Here is a 21,344-nt window from a genome sequence, read left to right on the forward strand (position 1 = left end):
CCTGCCGCTTTTCCGAGTTTAGAGACTTAGAGAAGAAATTCCCCATTTTGCAAAAAGTTCATTCTATCTTCGCTCCAATAGAATGTAGAATGAACCGATAAATGTTCCGTTTTTATATTGAGGATTTATGCGTCTGCAAAATGTCAATTTACTAATGTTTCTTATTAGAACAATCTCTTAGTCTTTTTTTATCTTTTTTCCCATCACTTGAGCCACTTGAAGCGAATTCGGATCTTTTTCCTCATGGAGTTTCGCGACGATGTTTTGATAATCCTCTTCATTTCGGTTCTGGCTCATTTTATAAGCCGCCTGGATTTCTTTTACGTGAATCTTAAATCCGACAATGCCTTTCACTTCTTTTTCCAATAAGGAAGGGGAGAGCTTGGCCCAGAGAACAGGATCCTTCCGGTGGCTTTCATATTTCTGTAGCAGCCTGGTCAAATCCTGCTTTAATTCTTCTTCTTCTAAAATGGTGGCTTTTCCATATACATGCACCGCCTGATAGTTCCATGTCGGGACATTTTCCTGTTGGTACCAGGAAGAAGAGATGTAAGCGTGGGGGCCTTGGAACATAACCAGAATATCCTCTGAAGCTTCGAATGTCCGCCACTGGGGATTTCCGTAAGCCATATGCCCGGTTATGTAATAATCCTCTTCTTCTTTTATCAGCTGCAGCGGCAGATGAGTCGCAATGGGTTTGCCTTTTTTGGTGGTGACAAGCGTTCCAAAGGAATTGTGTTGGACGAATTCCCGGATTTCTTCAACATCTGTAACTTTAAAATGCTTTGGAATATACATGATGTTCCGCCTTTCGCATAAAATTTATTGGAGTGTTTTGGTCATGATTAAGTCTATTTGTTCATCATCGCCCATAAAGAATGAGTGGGCACCTGTTTGGACAAAACCTTTTTTCTGATAAAACGCAATGGCATTGGCATTATCTTCCCAGACACCCAGCCAAATTTTCTTTTTCTTCTGCTCCAGCGCAAGTTCAAACGCCTTGTTCAGCAGGAGCTTTCCAAGACCGTGTTTATGAAATTTTTTCCTTACATAAATCCGCTCGACTTCCAGAAAATCACTGCCCATCGGTTCGGACTGGGCATCTTCTGTGTTGATCTTCAAGTAGCCGGCAACTTCCTCATTGAAATAAACAAAGAAGAATTCTGAAGACGGATCGGCTAATTCCTGTTCCAACTGCTTCAAGTTATAGGCTTTTTCCAGATAGGCATTTAAATGTTCAGGTGTATTATGTTCTTCAAAAGTCTCGGTAAATGTCTCAACACTGATTACTTGAAGGTCATAGATATCTTCAAGTGTGCATTTCTTTATCGTCATTGTCATTCTGATATGTCGCTCCTAACATACTTTAATAGTCTCGCTTGTTGCCTTTTTTGACAAACTCCCAGTCTTTTTCAACATTTTTTCGGATTCGCAGCAGCAAGTCAAACGCAGTTTCTGCTTCTTTTTTTGAAAAGCCTTCTAACGCCACTTGATCAGAATGATTATTTTCCCTCTTGATGAAAGGGTAGACCGTTTTGCCTTTGTCCGTTGGAAATAGCTTTTTCACCTTCTTATTATTCGGATCTTCTTTTTTTTCAACAAAGCCATTCGTTTCCAGTTTTTGGATTGCGCGAGTGGCAGTGGAACGGTCCACTTTGATCATATCAATTAATTGTTCCTGGATGATTCCGGGGTTCTCGCATATTCGGACTAAGTACAAATACTGCCCTTTGGTGAGATCAAATTCTTTAAATTCGATATTGCTGATGGAATCCAATGCCCTAGCGATCATGCCGATTTCACGTAAAATTTCTTTCATGATAAGCTCCTTTTTAAATATTTTTGTTGCAAATGCAATAAAGAAAAGTATATATTGAATGTACTCGATATTTGTTGCAATTGCAATAATAATCTGTGGGAAGAAGGTGTACAAAGTGAAATATATTATTTTTGTTTTAGGAATTCTTCTTTTAACTTTAGGAATAGCTTTTACCATACAATCAGACCTTGGAACTTCTCCATTTGATGCTGTGTTGGTAGGGCTGTCTGAAAGGGTGGGGCTGACAGTAGGAAGCTGGGAAGTTGTGCTGGCTATCCTGATCATCGGATGCAATTCACTATTGATAAAACAGCGCCCTGAAGTTCTCGGGCTGGCGACAGCAGTTATAACGGGAATCGGCATAGATTTTTGGCTATTCCTTTTGAGCGATGTGATTACGCCCGAACTATGGCCAAGCCAAGCGGTTTGCTTTGCGATTGGCCTGATTGTGATGGGGTTAGGGACAGCTATTTACCTGCACACGAATTTCGCGCCGATTCCTGTGGACCGGCTGACATTGATTTTAAAGGAACTGACTGGAACGAATATATTTATGTCAAGAACATTCATTTACGTTGTATTCTTGATTATGGCCTTTATGCTGAAAGGTCCGATAGGCATCGGAACTTTATTGACCGTTTGCTTGGGAGGGCTGATTCTTAATTTCTTCATGCAGCCAATAGGAAAGGCATTAGACCGAATTTTAATGAATTCACATACGCTGCTGCCTTGACTCTTATAATATAAAAATTAGATTGCTAATGAAGTTCTATATGTATACACTTTAATTGAATCTGAAAATTCAAACTTTTTAAGTCGGGACTTATCTGCTGTTGCAAAAAAGGCAATCAGCAAAGCTTGTGCTTTCAAGTTAAACCCTTAAAAAATTAAGAAGGGAGGTTTTCATGATGAAAGCGAGTGTGTATAAAAAGTACGGTCCACCGGAGGTTCTGGAGCTAAGAGAAGTTGAAAAGCCTATTCCCAAAGATAACGAAGTACTGGTTAAAGTGCATGCCACGACGGCGAGCACGGGTGACTGCAGAGTGAGAAAAGCGGATCCGTTTGCTGTCCGCTTTTTCTATGGCATTAAAAAACCGAAAGTCGGGATATTGGGAACGGAGCTGTCTGGAGAAGTAGAAGCTGTTGGAAAAGACGTTAAAACATTTAAAAAAGGGAATTTGGTATTTTGCGGCACCGGAACGAAGCTTGGCGCAAACGCGGAATATGTATGCGTGAAAGAAGAAGGTGCTATCGCCCTCAAACCGGCCAACATGACATTTGAAGAAGCTGCTTCCGTTCCATTTGGAGCGACAACTTCTTTATTTTTCCTAAGAGATAAAGGGCATATACGGGAAGGGCAAAAAGTGCTCATTTACGGTGCTTCCGGTGCATTGGGCACATATGCAGTACAGTTGGCCAAGCATTTCGGCACGCAGGTTACAGCGGTCTGCAGCGGCAGAAATGTGGCGCTGGTCAAGTCATTGGGTGCTGACCATGTCATCGATTATACCCAAGAAGATTTCACCAAATCCGGTATGACTTTTGATCTTATTTTTGATACGGTCGGCAAAACTTCTTTTTCAAAATGCAAAAGCTCTTTGAGGAAAAACGGGATTTACCTGGCAGCGGTAGCGGGATTGCCGCAATATGTGCAAATGATCGCTACTTCGATTAGAGGCAATAAGAAAATGAAAGGCGGAGTAGCGAAGATGCACAAAGAGGATCTGCTTTTCCTAAAAGAGTTGATCGAGGCAGGGAAAATCCAGTCGGTAATAGACCGGCGTTACTCTTTGGATCAAGCTGCTGCTGCGCATAGATACGTTGAAACCGGGCACAAACGCGGCAGCGTAGTCATCAATTTGATTCCAGCTGAATAATTTTCGTGAATAGAATTGTCATACAGACAGTCAAAAATGCTCCAAGTGTAAAAGGCAAAGAAGCTTCCTAAGAAGCTTCAGACTGTTGACAAAGTGTGCTTGAAATGAATCAGATGGTATAACCCCCAACCGGTCCGCCCACTTCGCTTTCCGTGGGCACGGCCTCAGCCGCTTCACTCACTGCGTTCGCTCCAGGGTCTTCGGCTCGCGCTGGTCCCACAGGAGTCTCGTGTCCGGACCAGTTGGGGGTGTCGCTTGACTTCACGGAATCCCTTCCATCCAAGATGCAGCTTTTCCGATAAGTGAGGAGAAGCGGCATTCGGTTTTCACTTCACGCCAGGTTCCGCAGCGGAAACCGGCGTCTCCTGCGGGATAGCGAAGTGCCGAAATCCACCCAGGCGCTAGTCCCGAGTTAGTTCGGCGCGAGCCCGCGGAAAGCGTCCGGTTAAAGCGCAGGAACCGAGGGGAGAACCTTGTTGTTGATAGTTATTCACTTGATTGAAAGTATATTTTTTGTCTACAAGCTCAAGCTTCCTAAGAAGCTTTTTTGTCTTCTGTTTTTAGAAAGCATGATTTTAATAAGCTTCGAAAACTCTAGTCAGTCAATGATTAAACGGGCCTGAAAGTTTTAGGCAATGGCTGTAATAATTCCTGGCGTGCTGTATAAGTATCGAAGGCAGGATGATGCATTTCTATAAGTGTTAGGGTGTCTGACAATAAGCTGCAAAGCAGTCCGACAGCAGCTTCCGGTTTTTCTTTGTACATGTTCCGAAGCCGGACTTCAATGTTTTCCGGTTTGAAAGGCAATTCTGCCAATCGTTTGTATATCCATTTATAAGTCGGGAAGTAGGATTTATTCAACGCGAGAAGAATCACAAACAAACTGCATTGGATATTGCTAAGCATATTATAGAAAGCGGTAGGGTTATCGCGTTTTGATTCCAAATAAATATGCCGGAGATGAAAGTGCGGCAAGTAATCTTTGAAAAAACGTTCGGCAAGTTCTGTCGGATAGTTTTCAACCCGGTCTTTCCATGGCTGTATAAATTCACTGCCATGCAATGGGATGCAAAAGCGCATCGTATCCACAATATTGCTGGCATCCAAATCGGTGCTGCAGTCGTCGACTACACTTGTAATACTTGCTTCTTCATCAAAAGAAGATTTATGCCAAATATCGACTGGGAAGCCGTCGATAATCAAAGCACTATGATAGGCGAAATGCGTTTCAGGATAACGGTGGTCAGCCTTTAACATCATGGAAATATCATTTTTCAATTGATCTTCTGGCTCTTTGTCCCAGTATAAAATTAGTTCCAGGTCAGAATAGCCGTCGGAATAATTCCGAGCGGCCGAACCAGCCGCAACAATAGACCGGACTCCGGGATAGTGGGTTAATTGCTTGGAAAGTTGTTTTGCGATTTCTAATCTCCAATATGTATGGACATTCAAAGATGGATGCCTCCTTAATTTTTCTGTTTTGATTTTATTCATGGGTTTCTTCTATAACTAATATGATATCGTAAAAACAGTATATGAATACTGCAAAAGCTAAAACGTGCTTGTCAATGAGTGCTTTGGAAAGAAACTTAAAATGTTTTGGAAAAACCTTGTGGAACTTTTTTATTTTTCTGGAATATTCAATTTAACGAATTGACAAAAAAGAACCATCCGTTTATATTAATTGAAAGATAATTATTGAATGCCATGACAAGGACATGAATTTTTCTTAACGGTTTACAGAAAGGGAAGCATTGCTGAGAGCTTCCTGACGCTGCAGAAAAATTTACCGCCTTTGAGCAGTACCGGTGAAAGAATAGTAGCGGGTACCGCAGAAGCTGCGATAAAGCTGACACAGAGCCATCGATTTTGTTTACAATTGATGGGAAGCTGGGTGGAACCACGAGATCAAAACATACTCGTCCCTTTAGAGGGATGCGTATGTTTTTTTATTTTAACTTAATAGATGATGCGTTGACGGGGACATGAATTTTTCTGGACGGTTTACAGAGAGGGAAGCAGTGGTGAGAGCTTTCTAATGCTGCAGAGAAATTTACCGCCTTTGAGCCGTGCCGGTGAAAATAGTAGCCGGTGCCGCAGAAGCTGCGATAAAGCTGAAACAGAGCCGCCATATTTTGTTGGTTGAAATGGGTGGGAAGCTGGGTGGAACCACGGGTAAAAGACACACTCGTCCCTATAGAGGGATGCGTGTGTCTTTTATATTTTAAGAGGAGTGGTGGAGATGAGTAACAACGAAGTGGGCGTTAAGTTTCCAGACGGAAAACAACAGAAATTTGAACAAGGCATTTCCTTAAGCGAAATCGCTGCATCCATCAGCCCGAGCTTGAAAAAGCGCGCAATTGCCGGAAAGGTGAACGGCTTAGTAGTGGATCTGGAAAGAAAGATCCACAAAGATACAGAAATCGAGTTCTATGATGTCCAATCACCGGTTGGAGTAGAAATCATGAGGCATACAGCAACCCATATCATGGCACAAGCCGTCAAACGGCTTTATGGGAATGTGCATCTTGGCGTTGGTCCGGTTATCGACAACGGGTTTTACTACGATTTTGAATTGCCGCATTCGCTGGCAAACGATGACTTAAAGAAAATTGAGAAAGAAATGAAGAAAATCGTTTCGGAAAACCTTGAAATTCAGCGGGAAGAACTATCGCACGAAGCTGCAGCAGAACTTTTTGCTGACGATCCGTTAAAGCTTGAACTTTTAGCCGATATACCGGAAACAGAGCCGATCACTGTTTATCGCCAAGGTGAGTTTGTCGATTTATGCCGCGGCCCGCATTTGCCGGCTTCCCGATTTTTGAAAGCCTTCCAATTGACTCATGTATCGGGTGCTTATTGGCGCGGGGACAGCCGCAATAAAATGCTCCAGCGCATCTATGGAGTAGCTTTTTCTTCAAAGAACGAATTGGAAGAGCATTTTCATTTTCTTGAAGAAGCGCAAAAAAGAAATCACCGGAAACTTGGCGGCGAATTGGAGCTGTTCATGTTTTCAGAAGAAGCTCCCGGCATGCCTTTCTATTTGCCAAATGGCCAAATCATCCGAAATGAACTGGAGGTATTTTTAAGAAGCTTACAGCAGGCCAATGATTATCAGGAAGTCCGGACGCCGATCATGATGAACCGAAGGCTATGGGAAAATTCAGGGCATTGGGATCATTATAAGGAAAACATGTATTTTTCAGAAGTAGATGAGCAATCGTTTGCCTTAAAGCCGATGAACTGCCCCGGGCATATGCTAATTTTCAAAGACAAGCTCCATTCCTACCGTGAACTGCCCATCCGGATGGCTGAGTTCGGACAAGTTCACCGCCACGAATTCAGTGGCGCCTTGAACGGCATGCTTCGTGTCCGGTCCTTCTGCCAAGACGATGCCCATCTATTTGTCAGACCCGATCAGATCGAACAGGAAATAACAGCTGCCTTGCAGCTAATAGACGAAGTCTATTCGACTTTTGGGTTTGACTACTCCATTGAACTTTCGACAAGACCGGAAAACTCTATGGGGAATGAAGAACTGTGGAACGAAGCGGAAAGCGCGTTAAAAAATGTCCTAAACAAATTGAATGTTGAATACCAGATCAACGAAGGCGACGGTGCATTTTACGGCCCGAAAATCGATATCCATATCAAAGATGCCTTGAACAGAAGCCATCAATGCGCGACAGTCCAATTGGATTATCAAATGCCGGAGAAGTTTGACTTGGCTTATATCGATGCCCAAAACCAAAAAGTGCGTCCGGTAGTCATCCACCGTGCTGTATTTGGTTCCATTGACCGTTTCCTCGGCATCTTGGTTGAGCATTTTGGGGGTGCGTTCCCAGTCTGGCTGGCTCCTGTCCAAGTCCAAATCATCGCAGTTTCAAACGAAGTCCACGGCGACTATGCAATAGAAGTCCGGCAGCAATTGAAGAAAGCCGGCATCCGTGCAGAACTGGATATGCGGAATGAAAAGCTTGGATATAAAATGAGGGAAGCTCAGATGAAAAAGATTCCTTACATCGTGGTAGTAGGAGATAGCGAAAAAGAGAAACTTTCCGTCAACGTTAGACAATACAGCCAAAAGGATTCGAATTCGGTCGGGCTGAACGACTTCATCAAGCAAATAAAACAGAAAATTGATGCGAAAAGTTTATAGGACTATGTCCGATTAAATTAGGTGAGAAGAAACTTATTATAAGTTTCTTCTTTTTTTTACATTAAAGTAGAATATAAAAGCTTCAAGTTGACTTCTCAATAAAGAAAGAATATAGTGGGTTTAATTAAAGACAACAAGAGTCTGTGATATCTTTAAAATAAATTTACTGGAGGGTCTTATGAAATATTCAAATGCAACAAACTATGCCTTGCACACAATGGTGCATTTAATTCGATTGCCTATAGGAAGCACAATAGGTGTTCAGGAATTGGCAGAGATGCAGCATCTTTCGCCTACTTATTTGTCCAAAATACTGACCAAACTTACCAAAGCCGGTTTGATCGAATCCACACCTGGCGTGAAAGGCGGCTATAAAATATCCAGCGCCCCGCATGAGATTTCATTTTTGGATGTCATCAACGCGATTGAAGGAGATACCAATTTGTTCAATTGTTCTTTGCACCACAATGAACGTTGTTTGATTGAAAATGTCATGAGACAAGCTGAAGGAAACATGAAAGAAGAGCTTGGCAGTCGTTTACTAATTGATATTGTGAAGAAGATGGAAAGCCACGGCCAAAACAGCATCGAAGAAGCTAAACAGTAAAATATATGGGAGGAGAGGATGACCATGATAATAGATTGTGCGGTAATCGGCGGGGGGCCGGCTGGGTTAAATGCTTCGCTCGTTCTTGGAAGATCGAGGAGGAAAACAATCCTTTTTGATGACAACAAGCCACGAAATGCTGTGACTTCCGAGTCCCATGGATTTATGACGCGAGATGGCATCGATCCGCAAGAGCTAAAGCGAATTGCCCAAGAAGAATTAGGCAATTATCCGGACGTCAAAATCGAAAAACAGCGGGTTCAAAGTGTGATTAAAGACAATGGCCTGTTTCAAATCGAAACTGTGAATGGGAATATCTTTAAAGCCAAGAAAATTATCCTGGCAACCGGATTTAAGGAAATTCTTCCGGCCATTGAACGTGTAAAAGAGTTTTATGGATCCAGTCTGTTCAGTTGCCCATTTTGCGATGGCTGGGAAATGAGAGACCGGCCGTTGGCAGTCATTGCAGAAACCTCCCGGGGTTTTCATTTGGCAAAAGTAGCTTCTAACTGGTCGGATGATCTAATTGTCTGTACGAACGGTAAACAAGTACTTTCAATGGACGAAAAAAGAGTGTTGGAAAGCAACGGCATCCAAATTTATGAGCAAGAGATTCAGTCATTAATTGGCGAAAAAGGATATTTAAAAAATATCGCGTTTGTGGATGGAACGGTTGTGCCTCGCGAAGGTGGATTTATCGCACCGCAATGGGAACAGGCAGCTTCTTTTGGTTTATCGTTAGGCTGCAAGTTGAACGCCCTAGGCGGCATAGAAACAGATGAGTTAAAACGGACAGCTGTTGAAGGGGTTTATGCATGCGGAGATACACTGATCGGTGGGCCGTCTCAATTGATTATCGCAGCTGGAGAAGGCAGTATGGCTGCACTTAGTGTCAACGCAGCTTTTATTGAAGAAAAATTTAAGTAAATTTATCAGTAAAGAGGAGGAAATAGATAGATGGACCATCATCATAGCAAGCATCAAAAAACAAATCATTCTGGAGGAAAAGTATCTTACTTGGACAGCTTTAAAAGAAGAGAGGAATTACCGCCAGAAAAGCTGTTGAGTATGATTCCAATGAAAGAAACAGCTACTATTCTGGATTTCGGTGCAGGCACAGGGTATTTATCGATACCTGCGGCGAAGATGATAAAAGGCATTGTTTATGCACTGGATATTGATCCAAGCATGCTGGAAATTATCCGTTCAAAAGCGCTGCAGGAAAACATCACCAATATTGAAGCGATTCAGGCAAGCAACGCTGAATTTTCACTGCCGGATGCATCCATCGATATAGTGCTCGCTTCTTTGGTATTGCACGAAATTAACCCGTTGAGCTCTACATTAAAGCAAATCACTGCTGTGCTGAAAGAAGGCGGCTATTTAGCCTGTGTGGAATTGGAGCCAAAAGGAGAGCCCACTCATAAAGCACCGAGAATTTCTTCAACAGGAATGGAACAAGAAATAACGGATGCCGGATTGCGTGTAACACAAAAATATTTTCAGACGGAATCCTTGTATATTCTGATTGCGCAAAAGTAATGGCAGTAATATTGAACATTCAAAATTTTTTGTTTTAATTACAGATAACAAGTATCTTTAAAGGTTTTAATTATTGAAGGCTTTGTTATTTTGAAGGAGATGGAAATTGGTATACCATATGCCAGTCTCTTGACAAGCAACCGAAAGGTTGCGTATACTTTAGTTATGAAGAACAAAGATGCAATATTCAAGGCACTCAGTGACTCGACCCGGCGGCTGATATTAGATGAATTGTCCGAACGCAATGAACTGACGCTGTATGAACTCACGGTGCGGTTAATAACGAAACACAACCTTAATATGTCCCGCCAAGCGATTGCCAAACATCTTGCAGTATTGGATGAGGCAGGATTAGTAAAATCAGAACGAAAGGGAAAGTATCGTGTACTGATGTTCAATAAGGAACCTCTTAAAGACTTGCTGAAAGGATGGATAGAGTAATTTATTGGAAGTGAAATTTACTTCAACGAGCGTATAAGCTATTTACCAAGGAGCAGGAATTCAGCAACCGTTCTTTTTTGCGAAAATATGAGGAGGCAAAAACAAAATGAATATCATTGTTACGAGTTTATTTGTAGAAGATCAAGACGAAGCCTTAAAGTTCTATTCAGAAATGCTTGGGTTTGTAAAAAAACACGATGTGCCCATGGGTGAATTCAGATGGATCACGCTTGTTTCTCCCGATAATCCAAACGGTACCGAGCTTTTGCTTGAACCGAATAACCATCCTGCTGCAAAAGAGTATCAAAAGAAAATATTTGCGGAAGGGATTCCGACCACCATGTTCGGTGTTGAAGATATTCAAAAAGAATATAATCGATTAACGGAACTGGGCGTAAAATTTACGATAGAGCCGACGAAAATGGGCGAAACTACAATCGCTGTCTTCGATGATACTTGTGGCAACTTTATTCAACTGGCACAGCAGTAGATTTCATTTCAGGTAGCCAAATATAATATAAAAAGCTTAATTTCTCAAAAAAAATCCGAGAAATCAGGCTTTTTTGTATTAGGGTTTCTTTCATGTTAAAAGAAATCAGGTGATATCAAAATTTTTCAAAAGATTTTATTCAAACTCTTAAAATGAGACAATCCGCTGTAGTAGTAATGCTTATAATAACAATATAAATATTGCTTATGATAATCTAAATGCTGTTGCAAAATATATACAATACATAATTTAAATTAGCTGTTTGGCAAGCAAGCTTACTGTTTAGTCCATAAGGAGGTGCCTACAATAAAAATCAACATCAAATACCGAAATATTATCTTTGCATTCCTCATGGCATTGTCGATGTCTGTTTTCATCACTTTTGTATTAGTCTCCTTGAGTACAGGCTACACTGAGGATTTCTTATTTGAATGGATGAAAACCTGGTCGCAAGCGTTCTTTTGCGCATTCTTTGGTGCTTACTTTTTCCCCATTGTTATTAAACAAGTGATGAAAAAGATTAATTTCGTGGAAAACCCATTGGTCATTGAAGATGATTATGCCAATGAGAGAACTAAGCGCTAGGTAATTATTGAATCGGTGGAGCATTTTGAGCAGCATAAAAAGAAAAAAGGGCCGCTAATTTATATTCGAATTAGTGGTTCTTTAACGTTGATTCTTCAATTTTTTATATAAGGCCAAAACATTGCCATCAATTCCTGGTTCTGTAAAGCATATAAGTTTAACAAAGTTAATCTTTTGAATAAAGAGAAATAATTACTGAATAATTAAAAAACTCAAATACCATTGCTTGTGGTTTCACTTCTATATTAAGGTTATAGTTTGTGCTAGCAGTTTAGCATTTTGGTGAAGATTTTCTGTTTAGGACGCAATCTGTATTTTATCCAGATATCTCTTCATTCAATGTCAGAAACCGCTGCATGAACATGAAGTGTATTTATTCCAAAAGGAGGAGTTTTGTAAATGAAGAAAAAAGGATTTACAGTAGCCATCTTGCTTGTTTTCTTGCTTGTTGCGGCTGGATTTGTCGGCGCAAAATCATTGTATGAGACAAAACCCGTGCCAAAAGGCGAAAGGCACAGCATCTCGGAAATCATTCCTGCTAAAGCCAAATGGGAAAAAGTCGTAAAAGGCGATGGCGGCTTTATGGAAGGCATCAACTTCGACCGTAAAGGCGACATTTGGATGGTCAGCCCGATGTCGGGGGAACTTCTTAAAGTAAAAGGGAATAAAGTCGAGCAGGTCAGAAAATACCCAGGGCCAGTAGGGGCGAAATTCCACAAAGATGGCCGCCTTTTCATCACGGACATTACTGGAGTCATCCATGCTTATGACCCGAAAACCGGAAAAAGTGAAACTGTTGTAAGCACATATGAAGACAAGCCGTTAAACGGTTTGAACGATTTAGTATTTGATAAAGACGGCGGCTTGTATTTCACTGAGCCGATGGGATCCAGCGCGACCAACCCGGTCGGACGCGTCTTCTACTTGCCGGCAAACAGCAAAGAGCCAGTTTTGTTTGCAGATAAAATAGCGTATCCGAACGGAGTCGCTATTTCCGCTGACGGCAGCCGTGTTTATATTTCCGAGTTCGGCAAGAACAGAGTTCTGGCTGCTCCGGCAAAAAATGCACCTCCATCACCTGAAACGCCGTTTGTCTTTGGACAATATGAAGGCGGAATCGGACCGGATGGATTGGCTGTCGACAAAGCAGGAAATCTATACGTAGCCCATTTCCAGGCAGGGGAAGTCGTTGTCCAAGACAAAGATGGATTCAAATACGGAACAATCCGTCTACCTGAAGGTACGGGAACATTTACAACCAATCTGGCATTCCACGAAGGCTATCTGTATGTCACCGAGTCTTCCAAAAATGAGGTTTGGCGCATTAAAGTGAATAAAGAAGGGCTAGTGCCTTACGGATTGCAATAATATGGTTTGTAAGTAAGAGAAAATGAAAGGGAAGAAAAATTGCGGAGTACTTGCAATTTTTCTTCCCTTTTTTCTGTTTGTTAGTTTTTGAAACGAGACAGAAGCTTATTTTGTCCTCTTCAATTTTTATAAAGGGTTTTCGCTAAAAGCTTCCCAAAGTTCGGGGAACGTTTTGCGCAAAGCTTCTTGATCGTCTTCATCCCAATCTAAATCAATTTCCGGTTCGCTGTCATCTAGTTCCGTCAATTGGCCATACAGGTTCAAATATTCTTCAAATTCTTGGCCGGTTTTCTCTTCGTATGCGCTGCTAGCAACGAATCGGAACTCTTCCAATTGGGGAATTTCTTCTTGCTCTTGTAGCAGCAGTAAATAGGGAAGAAGAGACTCCGGATCATCAATCGCCTCGTAATAAACTTCTTTCCCCAGGTACAGGATCCATGCACGGAAATAATCGAAGCAATCATCAGAACAGCCGCCCATAGCAATATAGGCAGCGGCCCATAACTCCGAAGTATAAGACTTGGCATAATGCTCTTTCAGGATGGACTCAAATATCAGGATATCCAGTACCGGTTTTTTAGCTAAATGAGAAACCAGCCACTCCATATGTTCAAGGGGATCTTCACCATGATCACCGCATTCATCTATCAAATGCCAGAAGTACGATTCTGTCATCATACTTTCTTGCACAACTTGTTCAGCCCTTTCAGCCGGCAGATAACCTTTTTTGAGTTTTGATTGAACGAGCCTCTGGGCTTCCTTTTCGCATGCTTCCGCCGAAGGGAATTCTTTCACTCTGATTGTTCCGGCAGTGCCGATTCTTCCGTAAGTGACCGCAAACGAGTTTTCTGCCACAGAAACTTTCCAAAACTTATTTGAATATGAACTTTTAAATACTAGCAGGGTTTCCAATGACATATCTCCTCGAACCATTCCATTTCGGTTTTCGACTATTTTTTTCATTCATTTCTTATTATTGTACATAAAAGCAGGAGTTTTTACAGCGATGAAAATTTGGAAGCAGGTATTCGAAAGTTGTAATCAGTTAGGCAAATCTATTACTCTTCTCCTTTGTATTACCGTAAATATCAGTCAATTCGGAAAATTTCATTTACAATTCAAAAATCTTCCCCTATACTTTTCTGTATACAGTATACACTGTGAAGATTAATTATGAGAAAGGAGGATTCATGAAAAAATTAGTAAAAAAAGCCACGTTGGCGGAACAGGCATACGAGTATATCAAGAAAATGATTATCACAGGAGAGTTGAAACCCGGCGAAGAACTGCCGGAAGAAAAGCTGGCTGTAGAACTGGGAATCAGCAGAACGCCTTTGAGAGAAGCGTTAAAAAGACTGGCTGTTGATGCGCTTATCGAATTGAGGAAGACAAGGCCCGCTATCGTCGCCAAATTTACTCGCCAAGATGTCGTAGAAATTATGGAACTTCGGAAATTGTTGGAAATTCAAGGGCTTGAAAAATTATCGAAAGCAGATCAAAAGCGTGTCGTCGATGAGTTGAAGGAAAATGCAGCACAACAATGGAAGACGATCCAGAAAAAAGACTTTGTCAGTTTTATGGATTTGGATCAGGAATTTCATTCCTTGTTGTGCCGGAGCCATAAAAACAGGCGGTTGAAAGAACTCATAAAAGGAATCAACACCGGTGGAAGCAGAGCGTTTATGCTGTTATCCGACGCAATTGCTGACAGTGCGGAAAAAGCATACGCCGAACACCAGGAGATTATTGAGGCGATTGAAAAAGGAAATATCGATGAAGCCAAACAGCAATTGGTGATTCATCTCGACAATATTGAAAACCGATTGCTGAAATACATCTTACAGGAGGAATTATGAAGAAATTACTCGGATTATTACTTATCGGACTATTTATTTTATCAGCATGTGGGCGCCCGGATAGCGGCGGTACAACTTCAGAAAACGGGGAAACGAGCGGTGAGACTTTCACAATCAGGATTGCACATCTAGTGCCGGAAGAGCAATCGTCTCATATTGCGGCTGAAGCATTTAAAAAGAAATTGGAAGCCGAGTCGGATGGCCGCTTAAAGATAGAGCTTTATCCGAACGGCCAGCTTTACGGCTCGGACCGGGAAGCGATTGAAGCTGTGCAGCTCGGGAATGTTGAAATGACGATTCCAGCCGTGGCTGCAATGGCATCATTCAATGATAAATTTCAGGTATTTGATCTGCCATTCTTATTCAATAACAACGAAGCCGCTTATAAAGCGCTCGACGGTGAATTAGGGCAAGAGTTAATGGCCGATTTGGAAAACAACGGCATAAAAGGTCTGGTATTTGGCGAAAATGGCTTCCGTCATGTATCAAACAACGAAGGTCCGGTTGAAGCTCCGGAAGATATGGAAGGATTGAAAATGCGAACATTGGAAAGCCCGCTGCACACGGATACATTCAATGCATTTGGAGCGAATGCATCACCGTTTGCCTTTGGTGAACTTTACACGGCGCTTCAGCAAGGCACTTATGATGCCATGGATTGCCCGATTTCCTTGTACTACACAAACAAATTCTACGAAGTCCAGGATTACTTGACACTGACAGGCCATGTTTACGCAGCGACTGCATTGTTGGTCAACGATGATTTCTATAACAGCCTGCCTGAAGATCTGCAAAGCTTGATTATGGAAGCGTCTGAAGAGTTCCGCACCGAACAGCGAGAACTGGCACAGCAGCAAGATACTGAATTCCTTGAAAAATTGGAAACGGAAGGCATGCAGATCAACGAGTTGACGGATGAGCAGCGCAACGCATTCCGTGAAGCGGCAGAGCCGGTTTATACAAAATATGAAGAGCAGATCGGCAAGGATCTGATTGATCAGGCACTTGCAGCGAATAAATAAGGAAGATGCTAAACAAATGAAGAATCAAGGAAGCAATTCCTTGATTCTTCATTTTTGGAAGGAAGTGTGGAAATGATAAAAAAGTTTGAGAAAGCGGAAGAAGCGATTCTTGTGTTGACGCTTGTAGTTATGGTGGCTCTGATATTCGGGCAAGTGGTCGGGCGGTATGTGTTTTCCAATGCGCCAAGCTGGACAGAGGAAATGGCCCGCTATATACATATTTTCCAAGTATGGATCGGTGCGAGTTATGCGGTGAAATTGCGTGAACACATCCGCGTGGAGGCTTTTATCACACGTTTCACAGGCTTACCTAGAAAAATATTGGAAACCATCACTTTAATGATCTGGTTTGCAATGGCATTATTCCTTGCATATTTTGGAACAGATCTGGTACTAAGCAGTATTTCCAACGGACAAGTTACGCCAGCGATGCAGCTGCCGATGTGGATACCGTTTTTAGCAATTCCGTTAGGCGGAATCGGCATGTGTATCCGATTGATCCAGCAATTGATCAAAATTTGGCAAGGCGATTATGAAATGCATAAGGGAGGCGACCTTCCGGCATGACGATAGCCCTGTTATTTGGCACTTTATTTATTTGTTTATTGATCGGAGTTCCGATTGCATTCGCGTTGGGCGTCTCAGCGTTGACAGCGATTTACTTCGGCACCACTTTGCCGCTAAGCATCATCACACAAAAAGCATTTACATCGCTCGATTCGTTTCCGTTGCTGGCAATTCCGTTCTTCATGCTGGCCGGTATTCTAATGGGCAAAGGCGGAGTCTCCAAACGGCTATTGGCCTTAGCTTCCGCCTTGGTCGGGTGGATGACAGGCGGGCTCAGTATGGTGACGATTGTGGCCTGTATGTTTTTCGCCGCCATTTCTGGTTCGGGTCCAGCTACTGTGGCCGCAATCGGAGGTTTTATGATTCCGGCCATGATTGTGCGCAAGTACGACGGCGGCTTCGCTTCGGCGGTTGCAGCGTCAGCAGGATCAATCGGTGTTATCATTCCACCAAGTATTCCCTTTGTTTTGTACGGCGTCATTGGTGGCGTTTCGGTCGGAAGCATGTTCTTGGCCGGTATTATTCCAGGGATATTGATCGGAGTGGGATTGTTAATCACCGCCTATTTGATCTCGAGAAAACGCGGGTATAAGCCTGAACCAGGAGAAGCGTCGACTTTTGAATTTAAAGATGTCGTAAAAACTTTCTGGGAAGCGAAATGGGCATTGCTGATTCCGGTCATCATTCTCGGAGGCATCTACGGCGGGATATTCTCTCCCACAGAAGCAGCAGTAGTGGCAGTTGTCTATGCCATCGTTATCGGTAAATTCGTCTACAAAGAATTGTCGTGGAAGGGCTTGTATGAAAGTTTCCGCGAGGCAGTTGTCATCAATGCCACGACGATGATCATCATCGGATTGTCTGTATCGTTTGCTTACTTCATGACAATCGAACAGATTCCAGGAGAAATTTCCGATTACCTGACTCAGTTATCAACGAATCCGCTCGTCATCTTAATGGCCATCAACTTATTGTTGCTGGTCGTCGGGATGTTTATCGATACCATTTCAGCATTGGTTGTTTTGACGCCGATTCTCTTGCCGATTGTGGTGGCAGTAGGAGTTGATCCGATTCATTTTGGCGTCATTTTGGTTGCCAACTTGGCCATCGGCTTTATCACGCCTCCGCTCGGCGTCAATTTATTTGTGGCATCAAGCGTCGGTGGTGTCCGTTTTGAACGGATTTCAGTTGCCGTTCTGCCGTTTTTGTTTACGATGATCGTTTGTTTGCTGGTCATCACATTCATTCCGGCATTGTCCATGTGGCTGCCGAATCTATATGAATAACTGCCATCGACTGCCGCAGCAGTAAACCGTAAAAGGTTCTTGCTGCGGTTTTTGTTTTGAGATAAAAGAAAACCTGTACAGCGAAAAATAGCTGTACAGGTTTTTTAAATGGCATCAACTCATCATTTCATCAAATGACACTGATTTCTGCTGATTTTAAATCGGTGATGAACATATGCCCAGGTGCATGCGTAATCATGATTTCAGGTTTTACATGCATCGCGATGGCTTACGGCGTCACTCCACATGCCCAAAAAACAGGTATTTCCCCTTCTTTGATGGTGACGCGGTCTCCGAAGTCTGGGGCGTTTATATCGTTAATGCCAAGGCCAGCCGGATTGCCGATATGGACAGGGGCACCATGGGCGCTAGGGAAACGGCTTGTTACTTGAACGGCTCGGACTACATCTTTTTCAGCTACCGGCCGCATACTGACAACTGTCGGTCCTTCAAACCGTCCAGCTTTCACCGCTGGGACGGCAGTTCTGAACATCGGCACATTGCAGTTTTCTTCGTTATGCCGCATGGGAATACCGTTGCTGATTAATGCTTCTTCAAACGTGAAGCTGCAGCCGATTAAAAATCCGACCATATCTTTATTCCAGAGATCCATGATATTGTCCTTTTCTTCAGCCAGTACACCGTTCCGGTAAACGCGGTATTTTGGGAGATCGGTCCGCAGATCGGCCGACGGCGCAGATAAGGCCGGCACAAACGAACCAGGTTCAGTGACATCGATCAGCGGGCAGAATTTCGGGTTGCGCTGGCAAAACAGCAGGAATTCAAAAGCCATTTCCTTTGGCAGAATCGCCAAATTGGCTTGCAGATAACCGTTTGCCAAGCCGGAAGTCGGCTGCTGCCATCTGCCTTCTCTAATCAACTGGCGGATATCGGCAGGAGATTGCAGTTCAGTCATATTCATTAAGATCCACTCCCTTATGGGGATACTATTTCACCATGTGCCGGAAGATAAAGAAGAGCTTAGCACTAGCAGAGGAGCCAAACTGACTTTAGTTCTATTACCATCGAGTATACCTTTAAGGCAGTTTATTGTAAAATCAAATAATTCAGTCATTCGTCTTATGAATACTATTTTCATAGAACATGTTTACCTATATACCAGGTGGGGAATTATTATATAGTTGTCATTCTACTTCTTCTTATGGAAATATTTAGCATATGGTATAATTGAATCGGCAAAAAATAGAACATTCAATAAAATGAAGAGCTGAGCAGCTCTTATTTTATTGAGTGCTCAAAAACAGAGTAGAAGGTGAATTTGGTATTCTACCTTATGACATGAAAGGGGGGATAAAGTGGAAAAATGGTTAAAATTTCTCGAGGTGAACGCACCAAGAATTTTGGAATTGACCGTAGACCATGCTGTTTTAGTCACGTTAGCAATTGCTGTGGCCTTAGCTATCGGCGTGCCGCTTGGCATTTACTTGACAACGAATGAATACCTTGCAGGAATAGTCCTTCAAGCTGCTTCAATCACCTTAACGATTCCGAGTATTGCACTGTTTGGCGTCATGATTCCTGTTTTTTCTCTTATCGGCCAGGGAATCGGTTTTCTTCCGGCTTTTGTTGCGCTCGTACTGTATGCACAGCTTCCCATTATCCGAAATACATACACAGCTATTAAAAACGTTAATCCGGAGATGCGTGACGCTGCGATTGGCATGGGAATGAAAACACATCAGCGCTTATGGCGGGTTGAAATTCCAAACGCGTTGCCGATCATCATGGCGGGCATCCGGACAGCAGTGGTCTTAAACATCGGGATTGCTGTTATCGCAGCCTATATTGGAGCTGGCGGACTGGGTGTCCTCATTACACAGGGAATTAGCCGGGGCGACAACTATTTGATTATCAGCGGCTCGATTGCTGTGGCAATCCTGGCAATCATTGCGGATGCCATTTTGCTGATGATCCAAAAACGTTTTACCAACAAAGGTATAGTCCAGTAATTGCAGAGAGGTGAAAAAATGATAACGTTCAATCACGTAACAAAATCATACAATGGTGAAAAAATAGCGGTCAACGACGTAGACTTCAGCGTAGAACAAGGTGAAATCGTGGTCTTATTGGGGCCATCCGGCTGCGGGAAAACAACGTTATTGAGAATGGTCAACCGGTTGGAATCCATTTCAGCAGGCAAAATCAGCATCAATGGACAGGATTCTATGGAGTTAGACGCTATTGAACTAAGACGGAATATTGGATACGTAATACAAAGCAATGGTCTTTTCCCAAATATGACGATAGAAGAAAACGTTATGCTGGTTCCGGATCTTCTCGGATGGAGCAAAAAAGATAAGCGTGAACGCTTTTCTTATTTAATGAAGCTGATCGGGTTAGATGCAGAGGAATACCGTAAACGCTTTCCTTATGAATTGTCAGGGGGGCAGCAGCAGCGCATTGGCGTAATCCGGGCACTTGCAGCCGATCCACCTGTCATGCTGATGGATGAGCCATTCGGTGCACTTGATCCGATTATCCGGGAAAAAATTCAGGATGAATTTTTACAAATTCAGCGGGAAGTCAAAAAAACGATTCTTTTTGTTAGCCACGATATTGATGAAGCAATCAAAATGGCTGATAAAATCATCCTTTTGCGCAACGGGGAAATCATGCAATATGCTACGCCTTCAGAAATGCTGGCTCATCCGGAAAATGAATTTGTTTCTCAATTTTTCGGGCAAGATCGGGCAATCAAAAGTTTAAGTTTGCATACGGTTCAAGATGTTCAAGAAAATATCGGACTTGGACTAGTGAATAATTCCATTCAAGATACCAAAACAGTTAATGTCCGCCAGGATTTGCGGAATACTTTGTCTATGCTGATGAACCAGGAAGCCGAACAAGTTATTGTGACAGATGGACAAGGGGAAAAAATCGGCACAATTACCATTGATCTTATACAAAAATATTTACATTTTGAAATAAAAGGGAAGTTGTCCGTTTCTCAGAAAGGGTGAGCCGGTGAACAGACAAAAGTTAATAGGGAATAGTGTAAGGTTTTCACTTTATGCTTTGGTCGCAGTATTTTTCATCTGGGCGATCTCCAATCATTATTTCGATTATATATTCAGTGAAAAAGAAACATTTTTAATCCTCTTAAAACAGCATATCCAACTAGTACTCGTTTCTTCACTGCTTGCCATTTTGATTGCGGTGCCGGCAGGGATTTTGATTACGCGTCCTAAATTCCGAAAAGCGGAATGGCTTGTTTCCAATTTTGCTAACTTAGGGCAGACCATTCCAAGTCTTGCAGTGCTTGCTCTTATGATCAGCATTTTAGGCATCGGTTTTCAAACCGCTGTTTTTGCATTGTTCATCTATTCAATCCTGCCTATTTTTAGAAATACCGTGGCAGGAATTGACTCTATTGATAAAAACATGATTGATGCTGCAAAAGGGATGGGCATGAAGCCGCTTCAAATCTTATTTCGCATTGAACTTCCAAATGCCGCATACTCGATCCTTGCAGGTATCCGGACAGCTGTCGTCTTGAATATTGGCACAGCGGCTCTGGCTTATGTGATTGGAGCTGGAGGTCTTGGTGTATGGATCTTCACTGGGATCAGCTTATTTGATAATGGCTTTTTGATTTCTGGTGCCATTCCAGTGACGTTATTGGCCATCCTGACTGATTATCTATTGCGGAAACTGGAGTACGTGATCGTTCCAAAAGGAGCAAGACGCCTTGAGTAAAAGGTATT

23 protein-coding genes and 1 pseudogene are annotated in these 21,344 nt (G+C 42.6%); 17 read left to right on the top strand and 7 right to left on the bottom strand.

The window, feature by feature from the left end; all coding sequences use genetic code 11:
* Positions 1-177: 177 nt before the first annotated feature.
* Genes AC3AQ9_RS03345 through AC3AQ9_RS03355 form a run of 3 tightly spaced genes read right to left on the bottom strand, consistent with a single transcriptional unit; the run spans position 178 to position 1,819 of the window.
* Positions 178-798: an FMN-binding negative transcriptional regulator gene (locus AC3AQ9_RS03345; protein WP_488306033.1), complete on the bottom strand. Its 621-nt coding sequence runs from the start codon at positions 796-798 to the stop codon at positions 178-180.
* A 24-nt stretch (positions 799-822) separates the two neighbouring features.
* The gene (gene paiA, locus AC3AQ9_RS03350) at positions 823-1,341 is read right to left on the bottom strand and encodes a spermidine/spermine N(1)-acetyltransferase (RefSeq protein WP_488306034.1); all 519 of its coding nucleotides are present in this window, start codon (positions 1,339-1,341) and stop codon (positions 823-825) included.
* Between the two features lie 25 nt (positions 1,342-1,366).
* Positions 1,367-1,819 carry a MarR family winged helix-turn-helix transcriptional regulator gene (locus AC3AQ9_RS03355; protein ID WP_488306035.1) on the bottom strand — a complete coding sequence of 151 codons (453 nt, stop codon included), beginning with the start codon at positions 1,817-1,819 and terminating at the stop codon, positions 1,367-1,369.
* Between the two features lie 115 nt (positions 1,820-1,934).
* Here AC3AQ9_RS03355 and AC3AQ9_RS03360 point away from each other — a divergent pair, with 115 nt between their 5' ends.
* Together AC3AQ9_RS03360 and AC3AQ9_RS03365 are read left to right on the top strand one after the other, a co-directional pair.
* Positions 1,935-2,552 (top strand): YczE/YyaS/YitT family protein, encoded by a 618-nt coding sequence (locus AC3AQ9_RS03360; RefSeq protein ID WP_488306036.1) that lies wholly within the window; start codon positions 1,935-1,937, stop codon positions 2,550-2,552.
* Positions 2,553-2,727: 175 nt separating this feature from the next.
* A complete protein-coding gene (locus tag AC3AQ9_RS03365) occupies positions 2,728-3,696 on the top strand; it encodes an NAD(P)-dependent alcohol dehydrogenase (RefSeq protein ID WP_488306813.1) in 969 nt (322 codons plus the stop codon).
* 109 nt (positions 3,697-3,805) lie between these two features.
* On the opposite strand, the gene AC3AQ9_RS03370 is transcribed toward AC3AQ9_RS03365, so the two are convergent.
* Entirely contained in the window at positions 3,806-3,961 is a 156-nt protein-coding gene (locus tag AC3AQ9_RS03370) for a hypothetical protein (protein ID WP_488306037.1), read from the bottom strand.
* Between the two features lie 344 nt (positions 3,962-4,305).
* Positions 4,306-5,148, bottom strand: coding sequence for a DUF4037 domain-containing protein (locus tag AC3AQ9_RS03375; protein WP_488306038.1), 843 nt, complete (start codon positions 5,146-5,148; stop codon positions 4,306-4,308).
* 790 nt (positions 5,149-5,938) lie between these two features.
* Between AC3AQ9_RS03375 and thrS the strand changes: the two genes are divergently transcribed.
* The 8 genes from thrS to AC3AQ9_RS03415 all read left to right on the top strand — a co-directional run bounded on the left by thrS (position 5,939) and on the right by AC3AQ9_RS03415 (position 12,888).
* The gene (gene thrS, locus AC3AQ9_RS03380) at positions 5,939-7,855 is read left to right on the top strand and encodes a threonine--tRNA ligase (RefSeq protein ID WP_488306039.1); all 1,917 of its coding nucleotides are present in this window, start codon (positions 5,939-5,941) and stop codon (positions 7,853-7,855) included.
* A gap of 178 nt (positions 7,856-8,033) precedes the next feature.
* Entirely contained in the window at positions 8,034-8,462 is a 429-nt protein-coding gene (locus tag AC3AQ9_RS03385; protein WP_488306040.1) for an RrF2 family transcriptional regulator, read from the top strand.
* A 24-nt stretch (positions 8,463-8,486) separates the two neighbouring features.
* A complete protein-coding gene (locus AC3AQ9_RS03390) occupies positions 8,487-9,389 on the top strand; it encodes an NAD(P)/FAD-dependent oxidoreductase (RefSeq protein ID WP_488306814.1) in 903 nt (300 codons plus the stop codon).
* Positions 9,390-9,419: 30 nt separating this feature from the next.
* Complete coding sequence (locus tag AC3AQ9_RS03395) at positions 9,420-10,004, top strand: class I SAM-dependent methyltransferase (RefSeq protein WP_488306041.1); 585 nt, start codon at positions 9,420-9,422, stop codon at positions 10,002-10,004.
* Positions 10,005-10,169: 165 nt separating this feature from the next.
* The gene (locus tag AC3AQ9_RS03400) at positions 10,170-10,445 is read left to right on the top strand and encodes an ArsR/SmtB family transcription factor (RefSeq protein WP_488306815.1); all 276 of its coding nucleotides are present in this window, start codon (positions 10,170-10,172) and stop codon (positions 10,443-10,445) included.
* A gap of 106 nt (positions 10,446-10,551) precedes the next feature.
* Positions 10,552-10,935 (top strand): methylglyoxalase, encoded by a 384-nt coding sequence (locus tag AC3AQ9_RS03405; protein ID WP_488306042.1) that lies wholly within the window; start codon positions 10,552-10,554, stop codon positions 10,933-10,935.
* A gap of 297 nt (positions 10,936-11,232) precedes the next feature.
* Positions 11,233-11,520 (top strand): DUF2798 domain-containing protein, encoded by a 288-nt coding sequence (locus tag AC3AQ9_RS03410; RefSeq protein WP_488306043.1) that lies wholly within the window; start codon positions 11,233-11,235, stop codon positions 11,518-11,520.
* 399 nt (positions 11,521-11,919) lie between these two features.
* The gene (locus AC3AQ9_RS03415; protein ID WP_488306044.1) at positions 11,920-12,888 is read left to right on the top strand and encodes an SMP-30/gluconolactonase/LRE family protein; all 969 of its coding nucleotides are present in this window, start codon (positions 11,920-11,922) and stop codon (positions 12,886-12,888) included.
* 126 nt (positions 12,889-13,014) lie between these two features.
* Here AC3AQ9_RS03415 and AC3AQ9_RS03420 read toward each other — a convergent pair whose 3' ends face one another.
* Positions 13,015-13,800, bottom strand: coding sequence for a DUF4240 domain-containing protein (locus AC3AQ9_RS03420; RefSeq protein WP_488306045.1), 786 nt, complete (start codon positions 13,798-13,800; stop codon positions 13,015-13,017).
* A 278-nt stretch (positions 13,801-14,078) separates the two neighbouring features.
* Here AC3AQ9_RS03420 and AC3AQ9_RS03425 point away from each other — a divergent pair, with 278 nt between their 5' ends.
* The 4 genes from AC3AQ9_RS03425 to AC3AQ9_RS03440 all read left to right on the top strand — a co-directional run bounded on the left by AC3AQ9_RS03425 (position 14,079) and on the right by AC3AQ9_RS03440 (position 17,619).
* Positions 14,079-14,744, top strand: a complete 666-nt coding sequence (locus AC3AQ9_RS03425; protein ID WP_488306046.1) for a GntR family transcriptional regulator — start codon at positions 14,079-14,081, stop codon at positions 14,742-14,744.
* Complete coding sequence (locus tag AC3AQ9_RS03430) at positions 14,741-15,766, top strand: TRAP transporter substrate-binding protein (protein WP_437149288.1); 1,026 nt, start codon at positions 14,741-14,743, stop codon at positions 15,764-15,766. Before AC3AQ9_RS03425 ends, AC3AQ9_RS03430 begins: the two co-directional genes overlap by 4 nt.
* A 72-nt stretch (positions 15,767-15,838) precedes the next feature.
* Positions 15,839-16,333, top strand: a complete 495-nt coding sequence (locus tag AC3AQ9_RS03435) for a TRAP transporter small permease (protein WP_488306047.1) — start codon at positions 15,839-15,841, stop codon at positions 16,331-16,333.
* Positions 16,330-17,619, top strand: a complete 1,290-nt coding sequence (locus AC3AQ9_RS03440; protein ID WP_488306048.1) for a TRAP transporter large permease — start codon at positions 16,330-16,332, stop codon at positions 17,617-17,619. Before AC3AQ9_RS03435 ends, AC3AQ9_RS03440 begins: the two co-directional genes overlap by 4 nt.
* Before the next feature lie 130 nt (positions 17,620-17,749).
* Here the strand turns inward: AC3AQ9_RS03440 and AC3AQ9_RS03445 are convergent.
* A pseudogene (locus tag AC3AQ9_RS03445) lies at positions 17,750-18,535 on the bottom strand (putative hydro-lyase).
* Between the two features lie 400 nt (positions 18,536-18,935).
* Here AC3AQ9_RS03445 and AC3AQ9_RS03450 point away from each other — a divergent pair.
* From AC3AQ9_RS03450 to AC3AQ9_RS03460, 3 genes are read left to right on the top strand one after another with little or no spacing between them, the layout of a single operon-like run.
* Complete coding sequence (locus AC3AQ9_RS03450) at positions 18,936-19,589, top strand: ABC transporter permease (RefSeq protein ID WP_437149292.1); 654 nt, start codon at positions 18,936-18,938, stop codon at positions 19,587-19,589.
* 18 nt (positions 19,590-19,607) lie between these two features.
* Positions 19,608-20,600 (top strand): ABC transporter ATP-binding protein, encoded by a 993-nt coding sequence (locus AC3AQ9_RS03455; protein ID WP_488306049.1) that lies wholly within the window; start codon positions 19,608-19,610, stop codon positions 20,598-20,600.
* Between the two features lie 4 nt (positions 20,601-20,604).
* Positions 20,605-21,336 carry an ABC transporter permease gene (locus tag AC3AQ9_RS03460; protein ID WP_488306050.1) on the top strand — a complete coding sequence of 244 codons (732 nt, stop codon included), beginning with the start codon at positions 20,605-20,607 and terminating at the stop codon, positions 21,334-21,336.
* Positions 21,337-21,344: the final 8 nt, after the last annotated feature.

The sequence above is a fragment of the Planococcus sp. VCh962 genome (genome assembly GCF_057748275.1).